The sequence below is a fragment of the Variovorax sp. J2P1-31 genome (assembly GCF_030317215.1).
Lineage (GTDB): Bacteria > Pseudomonadota > Gammaproteobacteria > Burkholderiales > Burkholderiaceae_C > Variovorax.
Genome location: NZ_JASZYA010000002.1, coordinates 416,349 through 432,891, shown reverse-complemented (window position 1 = coordinate 432,891; position 16,543 = coordinate 416,349). Strand labels below are relative to the sequence as shown.

The 16,543-nt window shown below is 70.8% G+C and carries 13 protein-coding genes; all 13 read left to right on the top strand.

Translation table 11 applies throughout. The features are described 5' to 3' along the window. The first annotated feature begins 1 nt into the window (after window position 1). The 13 genes from QTI20_RS13110 to QTI20_RS13050 all read left to right on the top strand — a co-directional run bounded on the left by QTI20_RS13110 (window position 2) and on the right by QTI20_RS13050 (window position 16,541). Window positions 2-646, top strand: a complete 645-nt coding sequence (locus QTI20_RS13110; RefSeq protein WP_286551456.1) for a PulJ/GspJ family protein — start codon at window positions 2-4, stop codon at window positions 644-646. Beyond that, window positions 643-1,659, top strand: a complete 1,017-nt coding sequence (gspK, locus tag QTI20_RS13105) for a type II secretion system minor pseudopilin GspK (protein ID WP_286551453.1) — start codon at window positions 643-645, stop codon at window positions 1,657-1,659. The genes QTI20_RS13110 and gspK overlap by 4 nt, the downstream gene beginning before the upstream one ends. A gap of 122 nt (window positions 1,660-1,781) precedes the next feature. Then, window positions 1,782-2,987: a type II secretion system protein GspL gene (gspL, locus tag QTI20_RS13100; RefSeq protein ID WP_286551450.1), complete on the top strand. Its 1,206-nt coding sequence runs from the start codon at window positions 1,782-1,784 to the stop codon at window positions 2,985-2,987. Next, a complete protein-coding gene (locus tag QTI20_RS13095) occupies window positions 2,984-3,544 on the top strand; it encodes a type II secretion system protein M (protein WP_286551448.1) in 561 nt (186 codons plus the stop codon). The genes gspL and QTI20_RS13095 overlap by 4 nt, the downstream gene beginning before the upstream one ends. Before the next feature lie 11 nt (window positions 3,545-3,555). Then, the gene (gspN, locus tag QTI20_RS13090) at window positions 3,556-4,356 is read left to right on the top strand and encodes a type II secretion system protein N (RefSeq protein ID WP_286551446.1); all 801 of its coding nucleotides are present in this window, start codon (window positions 3,556-3,558) and stop codon (window positions 4,354-4,356) included. Window positions 4,357-4,358: 2 nt separating this feature from the next. Beyond that, window positions 4,359-6,644, top strand: coding sequence for a type II secretion system secretin GspD (gene gspD / locus QTI20_RS13085; RefSeq protein WP_286551444.1), 2,286 nt, complete (start codon window positions 4,359-4,361; stop codon window positions 6,642-6,644). A 13-nt stretch (window positions 6,645-6,657) separates the two neighbouring features. Further along, window positions 6,658-8,076, top strand: a complete 1,419-nt coding sequence (gene gspE, locus QTI20_RS13080) for a type II secretion system ATPase GspE (protein WP_286551443.1) — start codon at window positions 6,658-6,660, stop codon at window positions 8,074-8,076. A gap of 1 nt (window position 8,077) precedes the next feature. Continuing rightward, complete coding sequence (gspF, locus tag QTI20_RS13075; protein WP_286551442.1) at window positions 8,078-9,310, top strand: type II secretion system inner membrane protein GspF; 1,233 nt, start codon at window positions 8,078-8,080, stop codon at window positions 9,308-9,310. Window positions 9,311-9,315: 5 nt separating this feature from the next. Further along, entirely contained in the window at window positions 9,316-10,215 is a 900-nt protein-coding gene (locus QTI20_RS13070) for a 5'-nucleotidase (RefSeq protein WP_286551440.1), read from the top strand. Between the two features lie 239 nt (window positions 10,216-10,454). After that, window positions 10,455-10,637 carry a hypothetical protein gene (locus QTI20_RS13065; RefSeq protein ID WP_286551439.1) on the top strand — a complete coding sequence of 61 codons (183 nt, stop codon included), beginning with the start codon at window positions 10,455-10,457 and terminating at the stop codon, window positions 10,635-10,637. 20 nt (window positions 10,638-10,657) lie between these two features. Further along, a complete protein-coding gene (locus QTI20_RS13060) occupies window positions 10,658-12,904 on the top strand; it encodes a phosphocholine-specific phospholipase C (protein ID WP_286551438.1) in 2,247 nt (748 codons plus the stop codon). Between the two features lie 19 nt (window positions 12,905-12,923). Continuing rightward, a complete protein-coding gene (locus QTI20_RS13055) occupies window positions 12,924-14,321 on the top strand; it encodes an 8-oxoguanine deaminase (protein WP_286551436.1) in 1,398 nt (465 codons plus the stop codon). A gap of 210 nt (window positions 14,322-14,531) precedes the next feature. Beyond that, window positions 14,532-16,541, top strand: a complete 2,010-nt coding sequence (locus QTI20_RS13050; protein ID WP_286551434.1) for a lipoxygenase family protein — start codon at window positions 14,532-14,534, stop codon at window positions 16,539-16,541. Window positions 16,542-16,543: the final 2 nt, after the last annotated feature.

Genomic DNA, 16,543 nt, shown 5'->3' with positions numbered 1-16,543 from the left:
CATGCGCACCCGAACAAGCGCCGGCGGGTTCACGCTGATCGAGCTGATGGTCGCGATCGCGGCCATGGCCCTGCTCGCCATGATGAGCTGGCGCGGCATCGACGGCATGACGCGCGCCCAGGCACAGACCCAGGCCCGCGGCGATGCGGTGCTCACGCTGCAGACCACGCTGTCGCAATGGTCGACCGACCTCGACGCCACGGTGGCCCTCACGCAGTTGCGCCCGCTCGACTGGAACGGCAGCGTGCTGCGGCTCACGCGCCGCAGCGCGGACAACAGCCAGCCCGCGCTCTACGTGGTGGCCTGGGCGATGCATGCCGACGCGGCCGGCGCCACGCAGTGGCAACGCTGGCAGTCTCCCCCCATCGTCACCCGCGCCGAGTGGCAGCAGGCCTGGGACCGTGCCGGCGCCTGGGGCCAGGAGGGTGTGGTTGCCGGCGGCAGCGCGCTGTCGCTGGTGCCGCTGGCGAGCTGGCAGCTCGCCTATTTCCAGGGCGGCGTCTGGACCCAGGCGGTCAGCACCGACACCACCACGATCCCCGAGGGCATCCGCCTGGTGCTGCAGCTCCCGCCCGGTGCCGCCCTGACCGGCACGCTGACCCGCGACTGGGTGCGGCCGACCGCCGCCACCCCGAAGACATCATGAGCACGCACCGCCCCGCCCTTGCCGGCCGGCAGGCCGGCGCCGCCCTGCTGGCCGCGATGCTCACGGTCACGCTGGTGGCGACCTTCGCCGCCGCGGCGCTGTGGCAGCAATGGCGCGCGACCGAGGTCGAATCGGCCGAGCGCGCGCGGGTCCAGGCTTCCTGGGTGCTGATCGGCGCCCTCGACTGGTCGCGCCTGATCCTGCGCGAGGACGGCCGCATCCTCGACAACGACAATCTCACCGAGCCCTGGGCGGTGCCGCTCGAGGAAGCGCGCCTGTCGAGCTTCCTGGCGGCCGACAAGAACGTGTCGAGCGACGCGCTGGAGGGCCTGCCCGATGCCTTCCTGTCGGGCCGCATCGTCGATGCGCAGTCCAAGCTCAACGTGATGAACCTGGTCAAAGACGGCAAGCCGGTGCCCGCGGCGGTCGCGGCCTTCGTCAAGCTCTTTGCGCTGCTGAGCCTGCCGCCGCAGGAGGTGGCGACCATGACCAATGCCCTGCAACGCGCCAACCCGCCACCGGCCGCGCCCTCCCCGAACGGCGGCACGCCGGTCAGCGCACCGACGGACGACACCGACAAGCCGCTGATTCCGCAGCAGGTCTCGCAGCTGGTCTGGCTCGGCGTCTCGCCGGCCACGGTGGCGGTGATCGAACCGTACGTCACGGTGCTCCCGGTGGTCACACCGCTGAACATCAACACCGCCAGCGCCGAGGCCCTGTATGCCAGCATTCCCGAGCTCGACCTCGCCGGCGCCCAGCGCCTGGTGACCCAGCGGGCACGCAGCTATTTCCGCAAACTGGATGACGCCAAGCCCTACATGGGCTCGGCGCAGTTCCCCGACGGGCAGCATGAGGTGAAAACCAGCTACTTCGAAGTGCACGGCCGGCTGCGCCTCGATCGCCATTGGGTGGACGAGCATTCCCTGGTGAAGCGCAACGGCATGGACATCAGCATCGTCTGGCGCGAACGGGGTGCCGGTGTGACCTTGCCCACGGACAAGGTGACACGTTAAACGTGCTGACACAAAGATCAATTAAAAGTGCCGCGAGCACGCACCGGCACTGAATCGATCGCTATGAAGTCCATAGCGAACGCGGTCAGCCCTCTCCTACAATAGCCCCCTTTTCGACCGCCATGCCCCTGCTCATCGTCACCCTTCCCCCTCCACCCGCGCCCACCGGTGGCGAGTACGGCTGGGCGATGTGGTCTGCCGATGGCCGCAAGGCACGCGGCGAAGGCAATGCCCTGCCCGCCCTGCTGCCCACCAGCGACGAGCTCGTGCTGGCCCTGCCCGCGGCCGCGCTGTCCTGGCACCAGGTGACGCTGCCGCAGGGCAGCCTGAGCAGCAGTTCGCGCCTGCGCGCCGTGCTCAACGGCCTGCTCGAAGACCGGCTGCTCGAGGAGCCCGAGAACCTGCACTTCGCGCTCGAGCCCTCCGCGGCCACGGGCAAGCCGGTCTGGGTCGCCGCCTGCCACAAGGCCTGGCTGCGCGGCGCGGTCCAGGCGCTCGAAGGCGCGGGCCACCGCGTCAACCGCATCGTCCCCGAATTCGCGCCGCAACCCGCGGGCGCGCCGCCGCGGCTGTTCGCCACCGGCCAGGCCGAGAACCCCTCGCTCACGCTGTGCGACAGCCAGGGCGTGCTGTCGCTGCCGCTCGCGCCCGCCGGCGTCAGCGCGCTGGGCAGCCTGCCCGAAGACACGATCGCATCGGCCGAGCCGGCGGTGGCCGAACTGGCGGACGAGCTGCTCGCGCACCGGCTGCCGATCACCAAGCCGGCCGAGCGCTGGCTGGAGGCCGCGCAGTCGGGCTGGGACCTGGCGCAGTTCGATCTCGCCTCCACCGGCCGCGCGCGCGCCGGCAAGAAGCTCGGCGCGATCGTGCAGGCACTGTGGCGCGGTCCGCAGTGGCGTGCCGCGCGCTGGGGCGTGCTGCTGCTGCTGGCCGCGCAACTCATCGGCGTGAACGCCTGGGCCTGGAAGGAGCGCCGCGCGCTCGACGCCAAGCGCGGCACGGTCCGCAGCATCCTGGCCCAGACCTTTCCCTCGGTGCCGATCTACGAACCCCAGCTGCAGATGACCCGCGAGGTCGCGGCGCTGCAGCAGGCCACCGGCGGCGTGTCGCCGGCCGACCTCGAGCCCATGCTCGGCGCGCTGGCCAGCAGCCTGCCGCCCGGCCGCGTGCCCACCGCGGTCGACTACAGCGGCGGCCAGCTGCGCCTGCGCGGCCTGGCCCTGGGCATGGCCGAGACCAGCACCCTGTCGGCCACGCTGGCATCGCGCGGCTACAGCGCCCGCAGCGAAGGCGACCTGCTGCTGGTGCAGGCGGAGACCCAACGATGAGCCCGTGGATCGACAAGCTTCAAGCCCGCTGGGACGCCTGGTGGCCGTCGCTCGCACTGCGCGAACAGCGCCTGGTGCAGGGCATGGTCGCGCTGCTGCTGCTGGCGCTGCTCTGGTGGGTCGGGCTGGCGCCGGCGCTGCGCACCCTGGCCACCGCCCCGGCCGCCCATGCCGAACTCGACGCCCAGCTGCAGCGCATGAGCGCGCTGCAGATCCAGGCCAGGGCCCTGCAATCGCAACCTCGCGCGAGCCGCGACGAAGCCCTGCGCGCCATCGAGTCCTCGGTGCAGCAAAGCCTGGGCGGCAATGCGCAGATGCAGGTCGCCGGCGCCGGCGAAGGCGTGCTGGTCACGCTGCGCGGCACCTCGGCCGACGGCCTGGCGCAATGGCTGGCCCAGGCGCGCGGCAACGCCCGCGCGGTGCCGCGCGAAGTGCACCTGACGCGTTCGCAGGCGGGTGCCGCGCCGGCGCCGCGCGGCGCCACGGCCGCCCCCGCCCCGGCCGATGCGCTGGTGCGCTGGGACGGCACGCTGGTCATGAACCTGCCCGCGAAGTGAGACCGCCCCGCATGGCAACCCGCTCCTCTTCCCACGCACCGAGCCCCAGCGCCGGCTGGCGCTGGGCGCTCGTCGGGGCCTTGCTGGGCGGGCTCGCGACGCTGGCGCTCTATGCGCCGGCACGCTGGCTGGCCGCCGGCCTGGCCCAGGCCAGCGGCAACCAGCTGCAGCTCATCAATGCGCGCGGCACGGTCTGGAACGGCAACGCCGGCGTGGTGTTCTCCAGCGGCGGGCGCGGCGCCGAGTCGATCTCGCTGCCCGGCACGCTGAGCTGGACGCTGCGGCCGGGCTGGGGCGCGGTCAACGCGGCCTTTACGCTGCCCTGCTGCGCGCCGCAACCGCTGCGCCTGCAGGTGCGGCCCCGCGCCGACGGCGCGCTGCTCGCCTGGGGTGACGGCCGCTCGACCTGGCCGGCCGCGATGCTGAGCGGCTTCGGCGCGCCCTGGAACACGCTCAAGCCCCAAGGCATGCTCGAACTGTCGACGCAGGCCTTCGCCATGGAACTCAAGGGCCGCACGCTCGGCCTCTCCGGCCGGGCCACGCTCGACGCCACCGACATCTCGTCGAGTCTTTCCACGCTGCGCCCCATGGGCAGCTACCGCGTCACCATCGAGGGCGGCCCCGCGCCGAGCCTGCTGCTGACCACCCGTGAAGGCAGCCTGGTGCTCAGCGGCAGCGGCCGCTGGAACGGCACCGCGATGCGTTTCGACGGCGAGGCCAGTGCGGCCCCGGGCCGCGAAGACGCGCTTTCGAACTTGTTGAACATCATCGGGCGGCGCCAGGGCACGCGCTCGCTCATCACACTGGGTTGACCATGAAGCATCTGTCTTCTCACGGCATGCGCCTCGGCCTTGTCGCACTCGCGGCACAGGTCCTGATGACCGCCTGCCTTCCCTCGGCCTTCGCGCAGGACGCCGCGCCGCGCCGCGGCGAGCCGATCACGCTGAACTTCAGCAGCGCCGAGATCGAATCGGTGGCGCGCACCATGGCCGTGATCACCGGCCGCGACGTGGTGGTCGATCCACGCGTCAAGGGCACGATCAGCCTGCAGACCGACCGCGCGATCCCGCCCGCGGCCGCCTTCAACCAGTTCGCCGCCGCGCTGCGGCTGCAGGGCTTCGCGATCGTCGAGGCCGACGGGCTCTACAAGATCGTGCCCGAGGCCGACGCCAAGCTGCAGGGCAGCACCGTGGTCAGCTCCACCGGCGCCGCGGCCCGCATGAGCGGCAACCAGATCGTCACGCAGGTCTTCAAGCTCAACTACGAGGCGGCCAACAACCTGCTGCCGGTGCTGCGCCCGCTGATCGCGCCGAACAACACCATCAACGTGAACCCCGGCAACAACTCGCTGGTGATCACCGACTACGCCGAGAACATGCAGCGCCTGGCGCGCATCGTGGCCTCGCTCGACGTGCCCAACGCGTCGGACATCGAGGTGATCCCGCTGCGCCACTCGGTGGCCACCGACATGGTGCCGCTGATCACGCGGCTGATCGAAGGCGGCAGCGCCACCGGCCCGGCGGGCGCCGCGCCCGGCACCGTCGACGCCACCTTCCGCACCACGCTGGTGGCCGACCCGCGCAGCAACGCGCTGATCCTGCGCGCCGCCAACCCGGCCCGGGTCCAGCTGGTGCGCACGCTGGTCGACAAGCTCGACCGCCCGGCCTTCGACAACGGCAACGGCGCGGCCGGCAACATCTACGTGGTGTACCTCAAGAACGCCGACGCGGTGCGGCTGGCCACCACGCTGCGCGCCGCCATGTCGACCGATGCGCGCGGCACCGGCGGCAACTCGGGCGCGGCCGGCACGCTGGGCAGCGCCACCAATCCGCAGACCGCGGGCCAGACCGGCACCAGCAGCCAGAGCGGCAGCACCACCAGCGCCGCGGCCACCACGCCGCTCAACAACGCCAACCAGCCCTCGACCGGCGGCCAGATCCAGGCCGACCCCTCGACCAACTCGCTGATCATCTCGGCGCCCGAGCCGCAGTACCGCCAGCTGCGCGCGGTGATCGACAAGCTCGACAGCCGCCGCGCGCAGGTGATGGTCGAAAGCCTGATCGTCGAGGTCAACGCCGACAAGGCCGCCGAGTTCGGCGTGCAGTGGCAGACCGCCATCGGCTCCACCGGCGCGGTCGGCACCAACTCCAGCCTCGGCGGCCAGAACATCTTCAACCTGTCGGCGGCCACGGCGGCCGGCGGCGTGCCCTCGCAGCCCTCGAGCGGCTTCAACATCGGCCTGGGCACCAAGATCAACGGCGTGAACGCGCTGGGCCTGGTGGCGCGCTTCCTGCAGAGCAACGGCGAAGGCAACGTGCTGTCGACGCCCAACCTGCTGACTCTGGACAACGAGGAAGCCAAGATCGTGATCGGCCAGAACGTGCCCTTCGTGACCGGCCAGTACACCAACACCGGCAGCAGCAGCACCAACGTCAGCCCGTTCCAGACCGTCGAGCGCAAGGACGTCGGCCTGACGCTGCGCGTGCGGCCGCAGATCAGCGAGAACGGCACGGTCAAGATGACCATCTTCCAGGAAGTGTCGAGCGTGGTCGCGGGCACCGCCAACAACACCAACGGGCCGACCACCTCCAAGCGTTCAATCGAATCGAGCGTGCTGGTCGACGACGGCAGCATCATCGTCATCGGCGGCCTGCTGACCGACGAATACGCGCGCGCCGACGAGAAGGTGCCCGGCCTGGGCGACATCCCGGTGCTCGGCAACCTGTTCAAGAGCGAGACGCGCAGCCGCAAGAAGACCAACCTGATGGTGTTCCTGCGCCCGATGGTGCTGCGCGACAGCATCAGCGGCGAAGCGCTCGCGACCGAGCGCTACGACATGCTGCGCACCCTGCAGCAGAACCTGCAGCCGGCCACCGACAACGTGATGCTGCGCGGCGTGACCGAGGCGCCGGTGCTGCCCCAGCTGCCCCAGTTGCTGCTGCAGCCGACGCCCGAGTCGAACGACAGCAGCCGCCGCATCGAGGGCACGCGCCTGATCCCGCCGCCGATGATCGACAACAGGGTCGCGCCCAAGGACACGCCGCTCAAGGGCACGCTGCCCCCGACCGCCGACCCCGCGACCACGCGCGAACTTCCCTGAGCACCGACGGGCGATGCGTTACCCCCTCCCCTACGCCTTCGCGCGTGCCCAGCAGCTGCTTCTGGAAGAGGCCGACGACGGCAGCCTGACGCTCTGGATGCCGCGCGACCCGCCGCGCAGCGCGCTGGGCGAAGTCGCGCGCCGCTTCGCGATCAAGACCTTCGAGCCGCTGCCGACCGAGCAGCTCGCGCAGCGCATCAGCGCCGCCTACTCCAACGGCGAATCGAACGCCGCCACGGTGGTCAGCGAGGTGCAGGGCGAGGCCGACCTCTCGCGCATGATGCAGGAGCTGCCGGCGGTCGAGGACCTGCTGGAATCGGCCGGCGACGCGCCCATCATCCGGATGCTCAACGCGCTGCTTACGCAGGCCGCGCGCGACGGCGCGAGCGACATCCACATCGAGCCCTACGAGCGCACGTCGTCGGTGCGCTTCCGCATCGACGGCACGCTGCGCGAGGTGGTCAAGCCCAACCGCGCGCTGCATGCCGCGCTGATCTCGCGGCTGAAGATCATGGCCGACCTCGACATCGCCGAGAAACGCCTGCCGCAGGACGGCCGGATCTCGCTGCGCATCGGCACCCGCGCGGTCGACGTGCGCGTGTCGACCCTGCCCAGCGCGCACGGCGAACGCGCGGTGCTGCGGCTCCTGGACAAGAACGAGAGCAAGCTCACGCTCGAATCGGTGGGCATGCTGGGCGACACGCTGTCGCGCTTCGAGACCCTGATCTCACAGCCGCACGGCATCATCCTCGTGACCGGCCCGACCGGCTCGGGCAAGACCACCACGCTGTACTCGGCGCTGGCGCGGCTCGACGCCACGCGCAGCAACATCATGACGGTGGAAGACCCGATCGAGTACGAGCTGGCCGGTGTCGGCCAGACCCAGGTCAATGCCAAGATCGACCTGACCTTCGCCAAGGCCCTGCGCGCGATCCTGCGGCAGGACCCGGACGTGATCATGATCGGCGAAATCCGCGACTTCGAGACCGCGCAGATCGCGATCCAGGCCTCGCTGACCGGCCACCTGGTGCTCGCCACGCTGCACACCAACGACGCGGTCAGCGCCGTCACCCGGCTCACCGACATGGGGGTCGAACCCTTCCTGCTGAGCTCCTCGCTGCTGGGCGTGCTCGCGCAGCGGCTGGTGCGCCAGCTGTGCCCGACCTGCGCCACCCGCTCGGAGAACGGCGAGGCCGTGCCCGTGGGCTGCGACGCCTGCGGCCAGACCGGCTACCAGGGCCGCACCGGCATCTTCGAACTGCTGGTCGCCGATGAAGCGGTGCAGTCGCTGATCCACAGCCGCGCGCCCGAGAGCCAGATCTTCACCGCGGCCGAGCGCGGCGGCCTGCGCTCGATGCGCGCCGACGGCGAACGGCTGGTGCAGACCGGCGTCACTTCACGCGCCGAACTGCTGCGCGTGACGCGAGACTGACGTGCCGGCCTATTCCTTCGAAGCCATCGACGCCCAGGGCAATGCCCGCAAGGGGGTGATCGAGGCCGACACCGCGCGCAACGCGCGCGGCATGCTGCGCGCGCAGCAGCTGATTCCGCTGGCCGTCACCATCGTCGGCAACGCCAACGCGCAGCGGCGCGAGTCGGGCGGCTGGCGCCGGCTGTTCGGCGGCGCGCGGGCCTTCAGCACCACCGAGCTGGCCGTGTGGACGCGGCAGATCGCGGGCCTGGTGTCCTCCGGCCTGCCGCTGGAACGCGCGCTCACCGCGCTGACCGACGAGGCCGAGCGCGAGAACCAGCGCAACCTGGTGGCCTCGCTGCGGGCCGAGGTCAATGCCGGCTCGCCCTTCGCGCGCGCGCTGGCGCAGCACCCGCGCGAGTTCTCGCCGATCTACACCGCGGTCATCGGCGCGGGCGAGCACAGCGGCAACCTGGGCCTGGTGCTCGAGCGCCTGGCCGACGACCTCGAACAGCGCCAGGCGCTGCAGCAGAAGCTGGTGGGCGCGGCGCTCTATCCGGCCATCGTCACGCTGGTGGCGATCGTGATCGTGATCTTCCTGGTCAGCTACGTGGTGCCGCAGGTGGCCAACGTGTTCGCCGGCACCAAGCGCGCGCTGCCCTTCCTCACGGTGGCGATGCTGGCGCTGAGCGACTTCGTCCGCAACTACGGCTGGACGATGCTGATCGCCATCGTGGCCGGCACCGTCGCGATTCGCACCGCGCTCGCACGCCCGGCCTTCCGCGAGAAGTTCGATGCCGCCTGGCTCAACCTGCCGCTGGTGGGCAAGCTCGCGCGCGGCTACAACGCGGCGCGCTTCGCCAGCACGCTGGCCATGCTGACGACCGCCGGCGTGCCGATCCTGCGCGCGCTGCAGGCCGCGGCCGAGACGCTGAGCAACCGCGCGATGCGCGCCGACGCGCTCGACGCGCTGGTGCTGGTGCGCGAAGGCGCGCCGCTGGCTTCGGCCCTGGCGCAGAAGAAGCGCTTCCCCGGCATCGTCTCGATGTTCGCGCGGCTGGGCGAGCAGACCGGCACGCTGCCGCTGATGCTGCAGCGCGCCGCCACCCAGCTCGGCGCCGAAGTGCAGCGCCGCGCGATGCACCTGGCCACCATCCTCGAGCCGCTGCTGATCGTGGGCATGGGCGGGGTCGTGATGCTGATCGTGCTGGCGGTGCTGATGCCGATCATCCAGCTCAACCAATTCGTGAAGTAGACGCCATGGCCGCCACCCTCGACGACAAGCTGGTGGTGGCGATCTCCTCGCGTGCACTGTTCAACCTCGAGGAAGAGAACCGGATCTTCGAGTCGGGCGACAACGAGGGCTACATGCGGCTGCAGTTCGAGCGCATCGACCAGCCGGCCGCCCCGGGCATCGCCTACTCGCTGATCCGCAAACTGCTGCGCTTCAACGACGACGGCGTGCAGCGGGTCGAGGTGGTGATCCTCTCGCGCAACGACCCGGTCTCGGGCATGCGCATCTTCCGCTCCAGCACCGCCGCCGGACTGCCGTTGCAGCGCGGCGTGTTCACCCAGGGCCGCGCGCCCTTCGGCTACCTGCGCGCGCTGCGGGCCCACCTGTTCCTCTCGGTCAACGCGCAGGACGTGCGCGAGGCGCTGCACGCGGGCTTTCCCGCGGCGCGCGTGCTGGTCGAATCGGTCAAGGCCAGCGACGCCTTTCCCAACGAGGTGCGCATCGCCTTCGACGGCGATGCGGTGCTGTTCAGCGACGAGGCCGAGCGCGTGTTCCAGGCCGAGGGTCTCGACGCCTTCCAGCTGCACGAATCGAGCAAGGCCGAGCTGCCCCTGCCCGAGGGGCCGTTCAAGCCGCTGCTGATGGCCCTGCATCGCCTGCAGATGGCCGGCAACGCCTCGATGCGCATCCGCACCGCGCTGGTCACGGCGCGCAGCGCGCCAGCGCACGAGCGCGCGATTCGCACGCTGATGAACTGGAACATCCGCGTCGACGAGGCGATGTTCCTGGGCGGCCTGCCCAAGGGCGAGTTCCTGCGCGAGTTCGAGCCCGACTTCTTCTTCGACGACCAGACCGGCCACGTCGATGCGGCCGCGCGCCATGTGCCGGCCGGGCATGTGAGCAGCGGCATCAGCAACGAGTCCTGAGCGCCGCGCGCGACACCGGGTCGCGCGTTCTTCCCTGCGGTTCTCCACGCCCCGAGGCGCCTCGGGCGCGATCTCGATGCACGCGATGTCACGGAAGGTTCATCGCGAGGTCATGCCCGCTGCCTAGCCTTGGGCGACGGTCCGGTCCACGGACCTCCCCACGCCTTCACGAGCAAAAACGCGGGCCATCGCGCCCGCGCCATCGCTCTGTCGATCACCACAACGCCCAGAGGTCTCTCATGCGAATCTCAACCCTTGGCACGCGTCTCGCGACCGTGCTCGTCCTGGCCGGCGCCCTGTCGGCCTGCGGCGGCAGCAGCAGCGACAACGGCGCCGCGGCGCCCACCCCGCCCACGACACCGACGCAACCCACCACGCCGCCCGACACCGGTGTGGCCCCCGTGAAGAGCTGCGCGCCATGAACGACCCGAAGAAGCAAGCCATGAACTCCCGTCGCAAATTCCTCACCGGCACCGCCACCACCGGCCTGGCCGCGCTCTCGCTCAGCGCCTTCCCGCCCAGCATCCGCCGCGCGCTCGCCATTCCCGCGAACAACAAGACCGGCACCATCCAGGACGTCGAGCACATCGTGATCCTGATGCAGGAGAACCGCTCCTTCGACAACTACTTCGGCACGCTGCCGGGCGTGCGCGGCTTCGGCGACCGCTTCACCGTGCCGCTGCCCGGCGGGCGCAACGTGTGGCAGCAGGCCGACGGCAACGGCCGGCTCGTGCTGCCCTACCACCTCGACCAGTCCAAGGGCAACGCGCAGCGCGTGAAGGGCACGCCGCACGAATGGGACGACAGCCAGAACGCCTGGGACGGCGGCCGCCTCTCGCAATGGCCGCGCTACAAGACCGACGCGTCGATGGGCTACTTCAAGGAAGCCGAAGTGCCGTTCCAGTTCTCGCTGGCCAACGCCTTCACGCTGTGCGACAGCTACCACGCGGCGATGCACACCGGCACCGATGCCAACCGCTCCTTCCACCTCACGGGCACCAACGGCCCGACCGCGCAGGGCGTGGCCTACGTCAACAACGAATGGGACTGGCTGGACGGCCGCGCGTCCGCGGTGAACACCGGCTACACCTGGAAGACCTACGCCGAGCGGCTCGAGGACGCGGGCGTGAACTGGATCTGCTACCAGAACATGCCCGACGAATGGGGCGACAACATGCTGGGCGCCTTCCGCCAGTTCCGTCGCGCCAACCGCGCCTCGGCCTTCCCGGTCTCCAGCGGTGGCGGCCCCGGCTCGCCGTATTCCAACCCCGGCCAGGCCGTGCCCTACCACGCCTACGACGCGGCCAGCGACAACCCCGGCAACCCGCTCTACAAGGGCATCGCCAACACCCTGCCCGGCACCAAGCCCGAGGAGTACCTCGACGCCTTCCGCAAGGACGTGCTGGCGGGCCGCCTGCCGCAGGTGAGCTGGATCAGTGCGCCCTCGGCCTACTGCGAGCATCCAGGACCCTCCAGCCCGGTGCAGGGCGCCTGGTTCATCCAGGAGATCCTGGACGCCCTGACCGCCGCGCCCGAGGTCTGGAGCAAGACCGTGCTGCTGGTCAACTTCGACGAGAACGACGGCTTCTTCGACCACGTGCCTTCGCCTTCGGCGCCCTCGCTCGACGCCAACAAGAAGCCGGCCGGCAAGACCACGCTGGCCGATGCCGACCTGGCGCATGAGTACTTCACGCAGCCGCCGCCCGCGGGCAGCAGCTCGCAGCCCCCGACCGACAGCCGCGTCTTCGGCCCCGGCCCGCGCGTGCCGATGTACGTGATCTCGCCCTGGAGCCGCGGCGGCTGGGTCAACTCGCAGGCCTTCGACCACACCTCGGTGCTGCGCTTCATCGAGGCCCGCTTCGGCGTCAAGGAGCCGAACATCTCGCCCTTCCGGCGCGCGGTGTGCGGCGACCTCACGAGCGCCTTCAACTTCGCCACGCCCAACACCGAAACGCTGCCGACGCTCGGCGGCCGCCTGAGCCGGGACCAGGCCGACCAGCTGCGCACCGACCAGGGCAAGCTGCCCCAGGTGCCGCTGCCGCTCGATCCGCAGCTGCCGCGCCAGCCCACGGGCACCCGCCCGTCGCGCGCGCTGCCCTACGAGCTGCACGCAAGCGCGAGGACCGATGCCCTCAACGGCAAGGTGCAGCTGCTGTTCGCCAACAGCGGCAAGGCCGCCGCGGTGTTCCATGTCTACGACAAGCTCAACCTCGACCGCCTGCCGCGCCGCTACATGGTCGAAGCCGGCAAGACGCTCGACGACGCCTGGAGCGCGATGAGCGACAACGCCGGCGCCTACGACCTCTGGGTGCTCGGCCCGAACGGCTTCCATCGCCACTTCAAGGGCAACCTCAACACGCTGCGCGCGGGCGGCGCCGCGAGCCCCGAGGTGCGCGTCTGCTACGACATCGCCAACGGCAACGTCTACCTGAGCATGCGCAACGACGGCAAGACCGCCTGCCGCTTCACCATCGTGCCCAAGGCCTACCGCAACGACGGCCCCTGGACCGCGGAAGTGGCCGGCGGCGCCAGCGTGGACCAGCACTGGGAGCTCGCGGCCAGCGGCCAGTGGTACGACTTCGCGGTCACCTGCGACAGTGACCCGGCCTACTACCGCCGCTTCGCCGGCCGCGTGGAAACCGGCAAGCACACGGTGAGCGATCCGGCGATGGGCTTGTCCGAACGCTGAGCGGCGGCAGAATGCCGACATGCTGATTCTTCGACATGCCGACGTTCTGGTCACCATGGACGCCGCGCGGCGCGAAATCGCCGACGGCGCCGTGGTGTGCGATGGCCCCGCGGTGGCCTGGGTGGGCCCTACGGCCGATCTGCCCGCCGTCTACCTGGAGGCGTTGCGAAACGGCCAGGCCGAGGCCATCGACCTGCACGGCCACGTGCTGATGCCGGGCCTGGTCAACACGCACCATCACATGTACCAGAGCCTGACGCGCGCCGTGCCGGCCGCGCAGGACGCCGAGCTCTTCGGCTGGCTCACCAACCTCTACCTGCTCTGGGCCGGCCTCACGCCGGAGATGGTGCGCGTGTCGACACAGACCGCGATGGCCGAGCTGATGCTCTCGGGCTGCACCACCACCAGCGACCACCTCTATCTCTTTCCCAACGGCGCGCGGCTCGACGACTCGATCGAGGCGGCAGACGCCATGGGCATGCGTTTCCACGCGGCGCGCGGCAGCATGAGCGTGGGCCGCAGCCAGGGCGGCCTGCCGCCCGATGCGGTGGTGGAGACCGAGGCCGCGATCCTGGCCGACAGCGAGCGCCTGATCGACCGCTGGCACGACGCCTCGCGCCATTCGATGCGCCGCATCGTGCTCGCGCCCTGCTCGCCCTTCTCTGTCTCGCGCGAGCTGATGCGCGAGTCGGCGGTGCTCGCGCGCACGCGCGGCGTGTCGCTGCACACCCATTTGGCCGAGAACGACAACGACGTCGCCTACTCGCGCGAGAAGTTCGGCATGACGCCGGCCGAGTACGCCGAGGACCTGGGCTGGGTCGGCCGCGACGTGTGGCATGCCCACTGCGTCAAGCTCGACCCGGCCGGCATCGCGCTGTTCGGCCGCACCGGCACCGGCGTGGCGCACTGCCCCTGCTCCAACATGCGGCTCGGCTCGGGCATCGCACCCGTCGGTGCGATGCGCCGCGCGGGCGTGCCCGTGGGCCTGGGCGTGGACGGCAGCGCCTCGAACGACGGCGCCCACATGCTGGGCGAGGCAAGGCAGGCCCTGCTGCTGCAGCGCGTGGGCCACGGCCCGGCCGCGATGACCGCGCGCGAGGCGCTCGAGATCGCGACGCTGGGCGGCGCGCAGGTGCTGGGCCGTGACGACATCGGCGCGCTCGCGCCGGGCATGTCGGCCGATCTCGTGGCCTTCGACCTGCGCGGCGTGGCGCATGCGGGCGCAGGGCACGACCCGGTGGCAGCCCTCGTGTTCTGCACGCCGGCCTCGACCGCGTTGAGCGTGATCGACGGCCAGGTGCGCATCCGCGACGGACGCTTCACCGGCCTCGAGCTCGCGCCCCTGCTCGCGCGACATCGCGCGCTGGCGCGGGCGCTGTACGAAGGCGCACGGCATCCGCACACCGCCGGCCGCTGAAGCCGGCCACCCGGCTTTCGTTCGGCTTTCGCCCCAGGACGAAAAGCCCCGCCCAAACGGCATTTTTTCTCGCATTCGCGCGGCAGGCGAAGACCGGCGTTGCCAAGGCCAGGGCCCCTCCACAGAATCCGCAGCCGAATGGAACGAGCGTTCGATCCGGCTGTCACCTCTTCGAACGCTCCAGGAATCACAACGTCAGGGAGTTCAACGATGAAGCGCAGAGAGATTCTCAAATGGTCCGCCTCGATGGGGGGCCTCGGCCTGCTCGCAGGGCAGGCATCGACCGCGTCGGCCGCCGTCCCGGTCCTCCAGCCCCGGCTGCCGCAGAAGCTGGATCCGCTCAGCGCCGCGGCGCGGCGGCTCGAGCTGGCCGGGCGCCAGGCCACCTATGTGTGGACCGAATCGCACATCAACCTCGCCGGCGTGCCGATGGGCGCGGTGGTGCCGCCGGGCGAGCTGCCCGCCCTCGAGCACCAGCTCAAGACGCTCACCAAGGCGCTCGAGGCCGTGACCAACTTCGCGGCCTCCTTCGTCACCAGCGCACAGGCCCCGGGCAGCTTGCAGGCGCTCGACAACCTGCGCACGCGCCTCGCGAGCCTGCAGGCGGCCTTCGACCAGCTGCTGGCCGCGAACGGCGGCCTGCTCACCCTGCCCGCCACGGCCCTGGCGGTGCTCACAGGCCTCGTGGGCACGGCTGGCGACATCGGCACGCAGCTGCGGCAGATCCACCAGCAGCTGCTGTCGCAAGGTCCTCTGAACGCGCTCGGCGGCCCCAAGACCGTGGCGCAGTACGACGCGCTGTTCGTGACCATCGAAAAGCCCGCGATCTCGCAGCTGCTGCATGACAACGACCTGTTCGCCGCCATGCGTGTCGCCGGACCGAACCCGACGCTGATCCAGCGCGCCTCGGCACTGCCGGCCAAGTTCCCGCTCAGCGACGCGCAGTACCGCCAGGTGATGGGCGCCGGCGACAGCCTCGCCGATGCCGCGGCCTCGGGCCGGCTCTACCTGCTCGACTACCAGGACCTGGGCGACATGGCGCCGCAGGGACCGACGAGCAAGCCGCTCACGGGCACGGGCTATGCCGCGGCACCCATCGCGCTGTTCGCGCGCCCCAAGGCCGGCCGCTCGCTGGTGCCGGTCGCGATCCAGTGCGGCCAGGACGCGACGCGCAACCCGATCTTCCTGCGCGTCGACGACACGGCCAATGCCGAGGCCTACTGGGCCTGGCAATCGGCCAAGACCGTGGTGCAGGTGGCCGACTTCAACTACCACGAGATGTTCGTGCACCTGAGTCGCACGCACCTGATGTCCGAGGCCTTCGCGATGGCCACGCAGCGCCAGCTGCCCACCGCGCATCCGCTGAGCCGGCTGCTGTCGCCGCACGTCGAAGGCGCGATGTTCATCAACGAAGGCGCCACGCTGCTGATCATGGCGCCGCTGACCACGGGCGACGTGATCCTCTGCGCGCCCATCGAGACGCTGCAGCGCGAGTGCGGTCGCGACCGGCTGGCCTACGACTTCTACGAGCGCATGATGCTGCCCAACGACCTGCGCGCGCGCGGCGTGGACGACACGGCGGCGCTGCCCGACTACCCCTACCGCGACGACGCGCTGCTGGTGTGGAAGGCGATCGCGCAATGGGTCGGCGACTACGTCGGCACCTACTACCTGAGCGACGGCGATGTCACGCAGGACTACGAGCTCAAGGCCTGGGCCACCGACCTCGCGACCCACGGCAAGGTGCACGGCTTCCGGCCGATCACCACGCGCGCCCAGCTGATCGACGTGCTGACGGCGATCCTCTTCAACACCAGCGCACAGCACGCGGCCGTGAACTTCCCGCAGTACTCGGTGATGACCTATGCGCCCTTCAGCGCGGGAATGACCGGCACGCCGCCCCCCGTCACGCGCACCGGGCAGACCGAGGCCAGCTGGTCGCAGATGCTGCCCTCGCGGCTCGCGGCACAGGAGCAGATCCTGCTGTTCCACATCCTCGGGGGCGTGTACTACCGGATGCTCGGCGAGTACAAGGACAACGCCTTCCCGCACCTGCCGGTGCTGGTCGATCCGGCCATCGCGGGCCCCGGCGGGCCGCTGGAGCGCTTCCGCCGCGCGCTCGTCGGCATCGAAGCCACCATCCGCCAGCGCAACGCGACGCGGCCGCGGCCCTACGAGCACCTGCTGCCGAGCCGCATTCCCTCGAGCACCAACATCTGAGG